At 59.5% G+C, this 12,618-nt stretch carries 10 protein-coding genes and 1 tRNA gene; 7 read left to right on the forward strand and 4 right to left on the reverse strand.

Annotated elements, in window-relative coordinates:
- Positions 1–334: 334 nt before the first annotated feature.
- From D6877_RS08760 to D6877_RS08770, 3 genes are read left to right on the forward strand one after another with little or no spacing between them, the layout of a single operon-like run.
- Complete coding sequence (locus D6877_RS08760) at positions 335–1,744, forward strand: circularly permuted type 2 ATP-grasp protein (RefSeq protein ID WP_016773787.1); 1,410 nt, start codon at positions 335–337, stop codon at positions 1,742–1,744.
- Positions 1,745–1,756: 12 nt separating this feature from the next.
- Positions 1,757–2,707 (forward strand): alpha-E domain-containing protein, encoded by a 951-nt coding sequence (locus tag D6877_RS08765; protein ID WP_016773788.1) that lies wholly within the window; start codon positions 1,757–1,759, stop codon positions 2,705–2,707.
- Positions 2,704–3,507 carry a transglutaminase family protein gene (locus D6877_RS08770; RefSeq protein WP_016773789.1) on the forward strand — a complete coding sequence of 268 codons (804 nt, stop codon included), beginning with the start codon at positions 2,704–2,706 and terminating at the stop codon, positions 3,505–3,507. Before D6877_RS08765 ends, D6877_RS08770 begins: the two co-directional genes overlap by 4 nt.
- A gap of 117 nt (positions 3,508–3,624) precedes the next feature.
- Here D6877_RS08770 and D6877_RS08775 read toward each other — a convergent pair whose 3' ends face one another.
- Entirely contained in the window at positions 3,625–4,446 is an 822-nt protein-coding gene (locus tag D6877_RS08775) for a cytochrome c (RefSeq protein ID WP_130910505.1), read from the reverse strand.
- Between the two features lie 578 nt (positions 4,447–5,024).
- On the opposite strand from D6877_RS08775, the gene D6877_RS08780 reads away from it, so the two are divergent.
- The 3 genes from D6877_RS08780 to D6877_RS08790 all read left to right on the forward strand — a co-directional run bounded on the left by D6877_RS08780 (position 5,025) and on the right by D6877_RS08790 (position 9,220).
- Positions 5,025–6,230, forward strand: coding sequence for an acetyl-CoA C-acetyltransferase (locus tag D6877_RS08780; RefSeq protein ID WP_130910501.1), 1,206 nt, complete (start codon positions 5,025–5,027; stop codon positions 6,228–6,230).
- A 24-nt stretch (positions 6,231–6,254) separates the two neighbouring features.
- On the forward strand, positions 6,255–8,399 hold the full coding sequence (locus tag D6877_RS08785) for a 3-hydroxyacyl-CoA dehydrogenase NAD-binding domain-containing protein (protein ID WP_130910502.1): 2,145 nt from the start codon (positions 6,255–6,257) through the stop codon (positions 8,397–8,399).
- A gap of 92 nt (positions 8,400–8,491) precedes the next feature.
- A complete protein-coding gene (locus D6877_RS08790) occupies positions 8,492–9,220 on the forward strand; it encodes an amidotransferase (protein WP_123443416.1) in 729 nt (242 codons plus the stop codon).
- 69 nt (positions 9,221–9,289) lie between these two features.
- Here the strand turns inward: D6877_RS08790 and D6877_RS08795 are convergent, their stop codons facing one another.
- The 3 genes from D6877_RS08795 to D6877_RS08805 form a co-directional block, all read right to left on the reverse strand.
- Complete coding sequence (locus D6877_RS08795) at positions 9,290–10,261, reverse strand: magnesium and cobalt transport protein CorA (RefSeq protein ID WP_016773794.1); 972 nt, start codon at positions 10,259–10,261, stop codon at positions 9,290–9,292.
- A gap of 132 nt (positions 10,262–10,393) precedes the next feature.
- A complete protein-coding gene (locus D6877_RS08800) occupies positions 10,394–11,116 on the reverse strand; it encodes a 1-acylglycerol-3-phosphate O-acyltransferase (RefSeq protein WP_024012238.1) in 723 nt (240 codons plus the stop codon).
- Positions 11,117–11,337: 221 nt separating this feature from the next.
- Positions 11,338–12,027, reverse strand: coding sequence for a crotonase/enoyl-CoA hydratase family protein (locus D6877_RS08805; RefSeq protein WP_076566844.1), 690 nt, complete (start codon positions 12,025–12,027; stop codon positions 11,338–11,340).
- 297 nt (positions 12,028–12,324) lie between these two features.
- On the opposite strand from D6877_RS08805, the gene D6877_RS08810 reads away from it, so the two are divergent.
- A tRNA-Ser gene (locus D6877_RS08810) sits at positions 12,325–12,414 on the forward strand.
- The last annotated feature ends 204 nt before the right edge of the window (positions 12,415–12,618 follow it).

A 12,618-nucleotide genomic window follows, 5' to 3' on the forward strand; every position in this document is an offset into this window, starting at 1 on the left:
CGGGTATGCAATAAAGTCCTGTCGGGACGGGGCTGCCAAGGCAGTTCAGATCAGTTGAGCTGTCTACTTCGCGGCGGCTGGCCTGGGAAGTTTTGCAGCGAATGCGCGGATTATCCGCAGTCGTGGCCGGGCAGTGAAATCAACTCTGACTATGCTGGTGATAGGCGATGCAGTGCGTCGCAATGAAGCGGGGGCAATCGGGCCGGGGCATTTGCCGCACAGGAATGGTGCGCAGCCTTCGGCGTGGATCTACAACCGATTGAAATCAAAGCGTTTATGCCGATGGCACGGGCCTTGCGAAGGCCTGTATGTCCGGAGTGACAAGGAGTACGGCATGATCCGCACCTATTTTGACGAGATGTACGATGCCGGCGGCCTGGTCCGCCCGCATTACCGGGAATTTGCCCGCTGGCTGGCCGAGACGCCCGACGAGCTGCTCGCGCAGCGCCGCCGCGAGGCCGATCTGCTGTTCCACCGTGCCGGGATCACCTTCACGCTCTATGGCGACGAGCAGGGCACCGAGCGCCTGATTCCGTTCGACACCATTCCCCGCAGCATCCCCGCCAGTGAATGGCGGATTGTCGAGCGCGGCTGCATCCAGCGGGTCAAGGCGTTGAACATGTTCCTCGCCGACCTCTACCACGAGCAGCGCATCATCAAGGCCGGGATCATTCCCGCCGAACAGGTGCTGGCCAACGAGCAATACCAGTTGGCAATGCAGGGTCTGGATCTGCACCGCGACATCTACTCGCATATCTCCGGCGTTGATCTGGTGCGCGATGGCGATGGCACTTACTACGTCCTCGAAGACAACCTGCGCACACCCAGCGGCGTCAGCTACATGCTCGAAGACCGCAAGATGATGATGCGCCTGTTTCCCGAACTGTTCTCCGCCCAGCGCATCGCTCCGATCGATCACTACCCCAATCTGCTGCTCGACACCCTGAAAAGCTCCAGCCCCATCGACAATCCCAGCGTGGTGGTACTTACGCCGGGGCGCTTTAACAGCGCGTTCTTCGAACATGCGTTTCTGGCGCGGGAGATGGGCGTTGAACTGGTGGAAGGCGCGGATCTGTTCGTGCGTGACGACAAGGTATTCATGCGCACCACCGATGGCCCGAAAGCGGTCGACGTGATCTACCGTCGCCTCGACGACGCATTCCTCGATCCGCTGGCGTTCAACCCGGACTCGATGCTCGGCGTGCCGGGGCTGCTGTCGTCCTATCGCTCCGGCAATGTGGTGCTGGCCAACGCAATCGGCACCGGAGTGGCGGACGATAAATCGGTGTATCCGTTTGTCACCGACATGATCCGCTTCTACCTCGACGAAGAACCGATTCTGAAAAACGTACCGACCTGGCAGTGCCGCAACCCGTCCGAGCTGTCTCATGTGCTGGCCAATCTTCCGGAACTGGTCGTCAAGGAAACCCAGGGCTCCGGCGGTTACGGGATGCTGGTCGGGCCGGCCGCGACGACAGCGGAAATCGATGCCTTTCGTGAGCGCATCAAAGCCAAACCCCATGCCTACATCGCGCAGCCGACGCTGTCGCTGTCGACCTGTCCGACCTTTGTCGAAAACGGCATTGCACCGCGCCATATCGATTTGCGTCCGTTTGTGTTGTCCGGTCGCGAAACCCGGGTCGTGCCCGGTGGTTTGACCCGAGTCGCGTTGCGTGAAGGCTCCCTGGTGGTGAATTCCTCTCAGGGCGGCGGCACCAAGGACACCTGGGTAGTCGAGGATTGAAGGAAGCTTGCCATGTTAAGTAGAACTGCCTCGGATCTGTACTGGATGTCGCGTTACCTGGAGCGTGCAGAGAATCTCGCGCGGATGCTCGACATCAGTTATTCGCTGTCGCTGATGCCGCAGGACGGTCGCGGCGACGGTCTGCACGAACTCGCCATGCCGTTGCTGATCACCGGCACCCTGGACGATTACCTTGAACGCCACGGCGACCTGCACGCAGAGCGCCTGCTGCATTTCTTCGCACTGGATGCCGCCAACCCGGCCAGTATCTACAGCTGCCTTGGTGCAGCGCGGGCCAGTGCCCATGCGGTACGCGGGCGAATCACTGCGGACATGTGGGAAAACATCAACGCGACCTGGCTGGAAATTCGCGGCATCGCCGAACAGGGCCTGAGCCGCTATGGCATGAGTCGTTTCTGCGAATGGATCAAGGAGCGTTCGCACCTGTTTCGTGGCGCCTCATACGGCACGATCATGCGCAACGACGCGTTTCGCTTTATTCGCCTGGGCACGTTTATCGAGCGCGCGGACAACACGCTGCGCCTGCTCGATGCCCGTTACGAAATGGCCGGCGATCAGGCCGAAGCAGTCAGCGACGGCACGGCGCACGCCTATTACCAATGGAGTGCGCTGCTGCGCGCCTTGTCCTCATTCGAGGCCTACACCGAAATCTACCGCGACGCGCCCGGCGCCCGGCATGTCGCCGAACTGCTGCTGTTACGCGCCGATGTGCCGCGTTCGCTGCGTGCCTGTACCGAAGAGATCGACCAGATCCTCGCGCAACTGCCCGGCGCCAACGGCCGACCGGCACAACGCCTGGCGGCGGAAATGGACGCGCGCCTGCGTTACACCGGCATCAACGAAATCCTCGAAGAAGGCCTGCACGCCTGGCTGACGGAATTCATCCCACTGGTGCGCCAATTGGGCAACGCCATTCACAGTTCCTATCTGGAGGCTGCATGAGACTTTCCATAAGCCACGAGACCACCTATCACTACGAAGATCAGGTGCGCGCGAGCATCCAGTACCTGCGCCTGACACCTCACGACAGCGAGCGTCAGCATGTGCTCAGTTGGCAGCTCGACCTGCCGCGTCCGGTGCGTGCGCAGCTCGATCCGTTCGGCAACATCCTGCATGTGCTGACCATGGACGAACCGCACGAAGCGATCATCATCGGCGCCCGTGGTCAGGTCGATATTGACGAATTGCGCGAGGCCGAACATGAGAGCCAGTCGGCGCTGCCGTTCCTGCGCTTCACGCGCCTGACCGAAGCCGACGAAGCCTTGCGCGAGTTTGCCGCGAAGAACTGCAAGCAACGGCGTGATCGCACCGCGCTGATCGACTTGATGCACGGTCTGAATCAGCACATGACCTACACGCCGGGCTCCACCGAAGTCGACACCAGCGCCGCCGAAGCTTTCGCCGGTCGCGCCGGGGTTTGTCAGGATCATACCCATGCGTTTCTCGCCTGCGCGCGCAGTCTCGGTGTGCCGTCGCGTTACGTGTCGGGTTATCTGTACAGCGAAGATTGCGAGCATCTGGCCAGTCATGCCTGGGCAGAAGCGTGGCTGGACGACGCGTGGTACAGCTTCGACGTGACCAACCAACTGGCGCGCCCGGAGCGACACCTGAAGCTGGCGGTCGGCCTGGATTATCTCGATGCCTGCCCGGTCCGCGGCATGCGCCGGGGCGGCGGTTGCGAGCAGATGCATGCGAAGGTGTTCGTCTCGCCGACGCCGGTTATTTCCGTGCAGCAACAGTAATTGCGGGGCCTTGTAGGAGCTGCGGCACGCTGCGATCTTTTGATCTTTCTGTAAAAAGCAGGATCAAAAGATCGCAGCCTCGTTGCACTCGACAGCTCCTACAAAGTTTTCTGCTGATCAGGGTTTAGCTTTGCGTCCGGCCATATGCTTGAGATACCCCACCAGCATTTCAAGATCCCCATCCGGCAACACCTCTTCCGAAAACCCCGGCATCTTCGCCTGCGGCCACTGACGCAAACTCTGCGGATCGCGGATGTAGCGCTTCAAGAAATCCGCGGCGAAATACTCGGTCGGGCTATACGGAATATTCAGATCCGGACCGAACTGCGCGTCTCCGGCACCATTCAACCGGTGACAGGCCAGGCAGTTTTTCTGAAACAGGGCAAAACCCTTGTTCACCGGATCATCGGCCTTCAAGGCAGGATCGGGCAGCAGGGCAGGAAAGCGTTGGGCCACTGGCGCCATCAACTTGATGCTGGCGACTTCGAACGGCCACTGTTCGGGGCTGATATTGCCGGCCTGCGGATCGGTCCAGACCAGATAGAACGGCCCGGCGCTGTGTTTGCCGGCGGATAACGGAGGCCACGGCTGCGCCGGATCCTCGATCGCCAGCCATGCGCGTGCGCCGTCCTTGTTCAGCAAGGGCGCAGCGGCCAACTCTGCGGCAAAGCCATCCAGCGCCACCGCCTGCAAGTGATCCTCCGGCTTGACCCCCTTCAGCAACGCGGCCAGAGGCACAGCTTGATAGGTCATGTCCTTCTTGTAGGAAACATCATTGTTGATCGTGAGCGTTTGCAGTTGAGGATGCTTGAGCAGCTCTCCGGTCTGCCAGGTGCGGCTGTTTGCGCCCAACTGCAGATCCAGTTGTGCGGCAGACAAGGGCAAGCTCAGTAGCAAGGCACCGAGCGCAATGAGCGTTTTCAAATGATCGCCGTCCATGTCGTGGAAGTGCGCAAAGGTTGGCACAACCACGCTGGCCCGGGTAGCGGGCCAGTCACATTTTCAGTGGCGATATACAGCACGCGACGTTTGAATCAGCCGATGACCTTGGTCAGATTCGGCAAGATCAACAACAGCGTCGTGGCGAAAAGAATGAGTCCTGCTTGACGTACTTTCGGTTGTTTGAACATGGCTTGACCGCCTTTATTGTTATTTCCTGATGCATGCCTGACTGCATATCCCTGACGGCACGCGGTGCACTTCCTGTTAAAGGACGCCCGTCTCGGCAAAACCCGACGACGATGGCGTACATCTTCACCTTAGAGCCCACGTCAGCCATCGCTTAGATCCATTTCATATGGTGATCTTCAAAAGTGCTTTTAAAAGGACATGAGGCGTATTGCCAGCTTCTTTGCCGCCCGCTGGCTAGACAACTCGACGACCTGAACCGGTTCACCTGATGTCATATGACCGTCCGTCTGAGCGTGTGCGTCAAGCGCTTTGAGCAATGTGGTCATTGCTTGCGACTCTGCGCAGGGCGAAAGTGCAGTGACAATAAAATCAGGTTCGAGGACGTCATGACTGAAGCTTTGATTTTCGATGCGTTGCGCACTCCGCGTGGCAAAGGCAAGGCCGACGGTGCGCTGCACAGTGTCAAACCGGTCAATTTGGTGGCTGGTTTGTTGACTGCGTTACAGGCGCGCACCGCGCTGGACACCAGTCAGGTCGATGATGTCGTCCTCGGCTGCGTCACGCCGATCGGCGATCAAGGCTCGGACATCGCCAAGACGGCGGTGCAAGTGGCCGACTGGGACGTCAGCGTCGCCGGTGTGCAAATCAACCGCTTTTGCGCTTCGGGTCTGGAAGCCGTCAATCTCGGCGCGATGAAAGTGCGCTCGGGCTTCGAGAATCTGGTGGTGGTTGGCGGCGTCGAGTCGATGTCGCGGGTGCCAATGGGCAGCGATGGCGGCGCCTGGGCGCTGGACCCGCAGACCAACCTGCACAGCCATTTCACCCCGCAAGGGGTCGGCGCCGATCTGATCGCCACCCTCGAAGGCTTCAGCCGGCAGGATGTCGATGCCTACGCACTGCACTCCCAGCAAAAAGCCGCGCGAGCACGGTCCGACGGCTCGTTCAACAAGTCGCTGGTGCCGGTGCAGGATCAGAACGGCATCATCCTGCTTGACCACGATGAGTTCATCCGCGCCGAATCCACCCTCGAAGGCCTGGGCAAGCTCAAGCCGAGTTTCGAAATGATCGGGCAGATGGGCTTCGACGCCACGGCGTTGCGGGTCTACAGCCATGTCGAGCGGATCAACCATGTGCACACGCCGGGCAACAGTTCCGGAATTGTCGACGGTGCGGCGCTGATGCTCATCGGCTCCGAAGCCAAGGGCCGCGCGCTGGGGCTGCAGCCTCGTGCGCGCATCGTTGCCACGGCCGTCACCAGTACCGACCCGACCATCATGCTCACCGGCCCGGCGCCGGCGACTCGCAAAGCGCTGGCCAAGGCCGGACTGCGGGTGGAGGACATCGACCTGTTCGAGGTCAACGAAGCGTTTGCTTCGGTGGTGTTGAAATTCATCAAGGACATGGCCGTCGATCCCGGCAAGGTCAACGTCAACGGCGGCTCGATCGCCATGGGCCACCCGCTGGGCGCCACGGGTTGCGCGATCCTCGGCACCCTGCTTGATGAACTGGAGGCGCGCAACCTGCGCTACGGCCTGGCGACGCTGTGTGTCGGCGGCGGCATGGGCATTGCCACCATCATCGAACGCCTCTGAGCCACGACTTCAAGGAACCCTGTTATGAGCGAAGCCATTCGTTACGAAAAAGGCCAGGACGGTATCGTCGTGCTGACCATGGACATGCCGGGCCAGAGCGCCAACACCATGAACGCCGTGTACCGCGAGGCCATGGCCGCTTGCGTTGCTCGTTTGCTGACCGAGAAAGACAGCATCGCCGGAGTCATCATCACTTCGGCGAAGAAAACCTTTTTTGCCGGCGGCGACCTCAATGAACTGATCAAGGTCGGCAAACCCGAAGCCAAAGCCTTCTACGACATGGTGCTGACCCTCAAGGCGCAATTGCGCAGCCTGGAAACACTCGGCAAACCGGTGGTCGCGGCGATCAACGGCACTGCGCTGGGCGGCGGCTGGGAAATCTGCCTGGCCTGTCACCACCGCATTGCTGTTGATGACGCCTCGGTGCAACTCGGTCTGCCGGAAGTGACCCTGGGCCTGCTGCCGGGCGGTGGAGGGGTGGTGCGCATGGTACGCATGCTCGGCATCGAAAAAGCGCTGCCGTACTTGCTTGAAGGCAAGAAGGTGCGCCCGCAACAGGCGTTGCAGGCCGGGCTGATTGATGACCTGGCAGCGGATCGCGATGAGCTGCTGGCCAAGGCGCGCGCCTGGATTCTCGCCAATCCGGCGCCAGTGCAGCGCTGGGACGTCAAGGGTTACCAGATTCCTGGCGGCATGCCATCGGACCCGAAAGTGGCGCAGATGCTGGCGATTGCGCCGTCGATCCTGCGCGCGAAAACCCAAGGCACTCTGCCGGCGCCGGAGAAGATTCTGTGCGCGGCGGTGGAGGGCGCTCAGGTCGATTTCGACACCGCGCACCTGATCGAAACCCGCTACTTCACTGAGCTGACGACCGGGCAAATCTCAAAAAACCTGATCGGTACGTTCTGGTTCCAGTTGAACGAGATCAACGCCGGCGGTTCCAGGCCGCAAGGTTTTGCGCCCTATAAAACCCGGAAAGTCGGTGTGCTCGGCGCCGGAATGATGGGCGCGGGCATCGCGTTTGTCAGCGCTTCGGCCGGTATCGAAGTCGTCCTCAAGGACATCAATCTCGCTGCTGCCGAGAAAGGTAAGGCGCATTCCGCGGCGCTGCTGGATAAAAAAGTTGCCCGTGGCCAGCTGACTGTCGAACAGCGCGAGGCGGTGCTGGCGCGCATCGTTGCGAGCGAAAGCGATGGCGATCTGGCCGGTTGCGATCTGATCATCGAAGCGGTGTTCGAGGATCGCCAACTCAAGGCCAAGGTATCTGCCGCCGCGCAACAGGTGGTGGGTGGCGACGCTGTCATCGCCTCCAACACATCGACCCTGCCGATCACCGGTCTGGCGACGGCGGTGGCCGATCAAAGTAAATTCATCGGCCTGCATTTCTTCAGTCCGGTAGAAAAAATGCCGCTGGTGGAAATCATCAAAGGTGCGCAGACCAGCGCCGAAACTCTCGCTCGCGGTTTCGATTTCGTTCTGCAAATCAAGAAAACCCCGATCGTGGTCAACGACAGTCGCGGCTTCTTTACCTCGCGGGTGTTCGGCACGTTCACCAACGAGGGCATTGCCATGCTTGGCGAGGGCGTCAGTGCGCCGATGATCGAGACCGAAGCGCGCAAGGCCGGGATGCCGGTCGGGCCTCTGGCAATCTCCGACGAAGTTTCCCTCAGCCTGATGAGCCATATCCGTCAACAGACGGCCAAGGACCTACAGGCTGAAGGGAAACCGCTGATTGAGCACCCGGCCTTTGCCGTGATTGACTTGATGCTCAATGAATTCAAGCGACCGGGTAAAGCTGCCGGAGGCGGTTTTTATGAGTATCCAGCGGGCTCGCAGAAGCATTTGTGGCCGGAGCTGAAAGCGCGCTTCGAGAAGGCCGACGGACAGATCTCTGCGAAGGATGTGCGTGATCGGCTGTTGTTTGTGCAGGCCATCGAAACCGTGCGCTGTGTGGAGGAGGGCGTGCTGACCTCGACGGCGGATGCCAACGTCGGCTCGATCTTCGGCATCGGTTTCGCCGCGTGGACCGGCGGGGCGCTGCAGTTCATCAACCAGTATGGCCTGAAGGACTTCGTCGCCCGCGCGCAGTATCTGGCCGAGCAATACGGCGAGCGCTTTACCCCACCAGCGCTGCTACTGGACAAAGCGGCGAAAGGTGAAATGTTTTAGGGCGAGAGAGCATTTCGGGGCTTGCCTTGGCCACGTGTTTCAAGGCAGGCTCTGGGGTGTTCATTATTCCCATCACGTGTCAGGTATTTTTTATGTCGCTGCGCATCTGCATTCTCGAAACCGACATCCTGCGGCCCGAATTGATTGATCAATATCAGGGTTATGGGCAGATGTTCCAGCGCCTGTTCTCGCAGCAACCGATTGCCGCTGAGTTCACTGTCTATAACGTGGTGAAGGGGGATTACCCAAGTGACGACGAGACTTTCGATGCGTACCTGGTCACTGGCAGCAAGGCCGATTCGTTCGGCACGGATCCGTGGATCCAGACCCTCAAGACCTACCTTCTGAATCGCTACGAACGCGGCGACAAATTGCTCGGCGTGTGCTTTGGCCATCAATTGCTGGCGCTGCTGCTTGGTGGCAAAAGCGAGCGTGCTTCCCAAGGCTGGGGCGTCGGCACTCACAGCTATCAGCTGGCAGCCAAGGCGCCGTGGATGAGCCCGGTGCGCGAAGAGCTGACACTGCTGATCAGTCATCAGGATCAGGTCACCGAACTACCGGAAAACGCCACGGTCATCGCGTCCAGCGATTTCTGCCCGTTCGCGGCTTATCACATCAACGACCAGGTGCTGTGCTTCCAGGGCCACCCGGAATTCATTCATGATTATTCGCGCGCGCTGCTCGATCTGCGCCAGGAAGCGCTGGGCTCGCAGATCTACAGCAAGGGGGTCGCGAGCCTAGAGCAGGAGCATCATGGCGCTACGGTTGCGGAGTGGATGATGCGCTTCGTGGCGCACAAACCGGAAGCGGCTCAACGCTAAAAGGGTCTGCTTCCACAATCCCTGTGGGAGCGAGCCTGCTCGCGAATATCCGGGGCAACGCGGTCCCGGCTACAGCCACCCGGACCGCTTGAAACTCGCCCACAAACTCACACACCCCACCGCAATAAACCCCAGCACCGCAAAATAACCGTAATGCCAGGTCAATTCCGGCATGTTCTGGAAGTTCATCCCGTAAATCCCCGCCACCGCCGTCGGGAACGCCAGAATCGCCGCCCACGCCGCAAACTTGCGCTGCACCACGCTCTGCCGGGATGCCTCGAGCAACACGCCGATCTCGATGGTCTGGCTGGCAATGTCCGCCAACGTACTGAGGTCTTCCATCTGCCGCGTTACATGAATCTGCACATCGCGAAAGTACGGGCGCATGTTCTTGTCGATGAACGGGAAACTGAGCTTTTGCAGCTCTTCGCCGATTTCCACCATCGGCGCCGCATATCGACGCAAGCGCACCACATCACGGCGCAAACCGTGCAGCTTCTGGATGTCTCGCTCGTTGAGGGCGCTGCACAGCACGTTGCGCTCCAACTCATCGATCTCGGCGTGGATCGCTTCGCCCACCGGCTGATAGTTCTCGATGACGAAATCGAGCAGCGCATACAGGACGAAATCCTCCCCGTGCTCAAGCAACAAAGGGCGCGCTTCACAGCGTTGCCGCACATAGGCGTACGACGCGGAATGGCCGTTGCGTGCAGTGATGATGTAACCCCTGCCGGCGAAGATATGCGTTTCGATGAATTGCAAAACGCCGTTTTCGCGAACCGGTGAGTAGGTGACGATAAACAGAGCGTCACCAAAGGTTTCCAGTTTCGGTCGGCTGTGTTTTTCCAGCGCGTCTTCGATGGCCAGTTCATGCAAGTTGAACTGACGTTGCAGGTTGGATAATTCCTGTGCGTCCGGCTCTTCAAGACCGATCCACACGAAGTGCCCGGGTTTGGCCGCCCACGCAGCACCTTCGTCCAGCGCAATATTGGTGACTTTCTTACCCTCGCTGTACACCGCAGCAGCAACAACTCGACCCATGGTGGTGATTCACTTCTTCTTGGCAGATGGCAGGGGAACAAGGCTTCAGCTTAGCCGTGTCGCTGCTTGAGAGTCAGTGAAACTTCTACAGTTCACCCGGCAAAAGAAAACCCGCACAGGGCGGGTCTTGTTTCACGCGGCTTGCAGTTGCCGATCCATCGATTCGATGCACTCGCGCATCTGCTCGCGGCATCGCTCGATCAGCATGGGCATGTCGTCCATGGTCAATCCGACTGTAGGAATCGCCGGCAAGGAACGTATGAGAACGTTGCCGCTGCGCCAGCGATTCAGGCGCATGTGTTTTATATAGCTGCTCACGCACACCGGAACGATCGGCACGCCGGCGGCAATTGCCATCTGGAACGCGCCTTTCTTGAACGGCAGCAAATCTTCACCGAGGTTGCGGGTGCCTTCCGGAAACACCCAGATCGAGGTGTCTTCATTCTGCAAGGTGTGGGTGGTCGTCAGCATCGACTGCCGCGCCTTGTGCGCATTGCCACGGTCGATCAACACATTGCCGGCCAGCCAGAACAACTGGCCGAACAACGGCACCCACTTCAGGCTTTTCTTGCCGATACACACGGTGCGGCGGGGGACGACATTGCCGAACACGAACAGATCGTAGTTGGACTGATGGTTGGCAATGATCACGCAACTGTCGGGCTTGTTCATCAAGCCGTTGACCTCGGACCTGACCCGCAAACGCAAGATACACATCGCCGGCAAAGCGTAGAGACGGGCGCAGAGTCGGCTGTTGTCCGGGTTGAACGGGCGGCACAGTCCAAGGATCACGCCGAGCACGCCGGCCAGAATAAAGTGCAGGCCCATCAACAACATACGAAACACAAACAGCATTTTTGCAGGCCCACCGGGACAAAAGGTGGCGCAGTGTACGGATGTGCACTGTTTTCGGCAATTGCCGCTATAGAGTCCGGAGATGGCCGATGTTTAAGCGCATGTTTCAGTATTGCCTGTCAGGCGCGTCCTAGAGCTTTCCGCGAATCTTCGACGTGTGACGTAAGAAAAAGCCCGACACGAGGGTCGGGCTATTCACTTATCGGCAGATCCTGGACGAGTCAGCCCAGATGTTGCTGGTCCTGCAGGATGGCGTCGTCAAGAGTTTCCAGCAGTTGCTTGCGCACTTTCAGCTTGGTGTTCTTGTGCGCGAGCATGTTGATCTTCTTCAACTGCCGCGCGGCAGCCAGGGCAGCGCCTTGCAATTCTTCGGCTGTGACGACTTTGTCGAGGAAGCCTGCATCAACGGCACTTTGCGGATCGAACATCTCGCCATTGATCACCGAGCGATGGAAAGCCGAACGCCGCAAGCGATCACGCGCCAGCTCGATACCGGCGTGGTGCATGGTCATGCCGATCTGCACTTCGTTCAGGCCGATGCTGAACGGGCCGTCGACACCGATGCGGTAATCGGCGGACAACAGCAGGAAAGCACCCTTGGCCACGGCGTGCCCCGGGCAAGCAACGATCACCGGGAACGGGTGAGAGAGCAGGCGGCGGGCCAGGGTCGAACCGGCCGTCACCAGCGCAACGGCTTCTTTCGGGCCGGCGGTCATCACCTTCAGGTCATACCCGCCCGAGAGGATCCCCGGCTGCCCGGTAATGATCACCACGGCGCGATCCGCCACCGCCTGATCCAGCGCCGCGTTAAACGCCGCAATCACATCCGGAGAAATCGCGTTGACCTTGCCATTGTTCAGGGTCAGGGTCGCGATACCGTCTTCGAGGTGGTAGGCAATCAACTCGCTCATGACGCTATTCCTTATTAGAAAGATGGGCAGACGTTACCCACCGCCGCAGGCCAGGTAAAGCGCCGTGACTGACCTGCCAGTCACCGTTTTGCGCTTCGGCCAGCGTCGCGCGCGTTTTGCCTGCTATAAAAGGAAGCGCACGGCTTACCCGAGATTGGCGGGTTTGCCATCGCCCGCTTTGGCAGAATGAAGCGTGCTCTCTTAAGCGCATGAAAATTCTGAAAAAAAGTTTGCCATCGGAAAAGCTTTCGACTACATTAGCGCGCCTCGACAGACAGAACATGTCTGCAGAGATACGGTGAAGTGTCCGAGTGGCTTAAGGAGCACGCCTGGAAAGTGTGTATACAGGAAACTGTATCGAGAGTTCGAATCTCTCCTTCACCGCCACATTTTGAAAACGCAAACCCCTGATTTTCCTAGAGAAAGTCGGGGGTTTGTGGTTTTTGGCGTATGGAAAAGGGTGATGTGGGCCCGTTGGTGCTCGGCATCCATGAAGTGTGCTTTGGTGATCATTCTCTCTCCAAAGCTATACAAAACCCTGTCACCCGTCGAAATCTCCTACACGCCTCATTGACCCTCCGAACCGTCCCG

Origin of the sequence: Pseudomonas sp. Sample_9 (assembly GCF_004307535.1) — a bacterium.
GTDB classification, from domain to species: domain Bacteria; phylum Pseudomonadota; class Gammaproteobacteria; order Pseudomonadales; family Pseudomonadaceae; genus Aquipseudomonas; species Aquipseudomonas mercuritolerans.

Bases quoted from the DNA above. Each gene is read 5' to 3' on its own strand.
- D6877_RS08795 (WP_016773794.1), bottom strand. From the start codon at position 10,261: ATGGGTCGAGTTGTTGCTGCTGCGGTGTACAGCGAGGGTAAGAAAGTC.
- D6877_RS08760 (WP_016773787.1), top strand. From the start codon at position 335: ATGATCCGCACCTATTTTGACGAGATGTACGATGCCGGCGGCCTGGTC.
- D6877_RS08770 (WP_016773789.1), top strand. From the start codon at position 2,704: ATGAGACTTTCCATAAGCCACGAGACCACCTATCACTACGAAGATCAG.
- D6877_RS08775 (WP_130910505.1), bottom strand. From the start codon at position 4,446: ATGGACGGCGATCATTTGAAAACGCTCATTGCGCTCGGTGCCTTGCTA.
- D6877_RS08780 (WP_130910501.1), top strand. From the start codon at position 5,025: ATGACTGAAGCTTTGATTTTCGATGCGTTGCGCACTCCGCGTGGCAAA.
- D6877_RS08785 (WP_130910502.1), top strand. From the start codon at position 6,255: ATGAGCGAAGCCATTCGTTACGAAAAAGGCCAGGACGGTATCGTCGTG.
- D6877_RS08790 (WP_123443416.1), top strand. From the start codon at position 8,492: ATGTCGCTGCGCATCTGCATTCTCGAAACCGACATCCTGCGGCCCGAA.
- D6877_RS08805 (WP_076566844.1), bottom strand. From the start codon at position 12,027: ATGAGCGAGTTGATTGCCTACCACCTCGAAGACGGTATCGCGACCCTG.
- D6877_RS08800 (WP_024012238.1), bottom strand. From the start codon at position 11,116: ATGCTGTTTGTGTTTCGTATGTTGTTGATGGGCCTGCACTTTATTCTG.
- D6877_RS08765 (WP_016773788.1), top strand. From the start codon at position 1,757: ATGTTAAGTAGAACTGCCTCGGATCTGTACTGGATGTCGCGTTACCTG.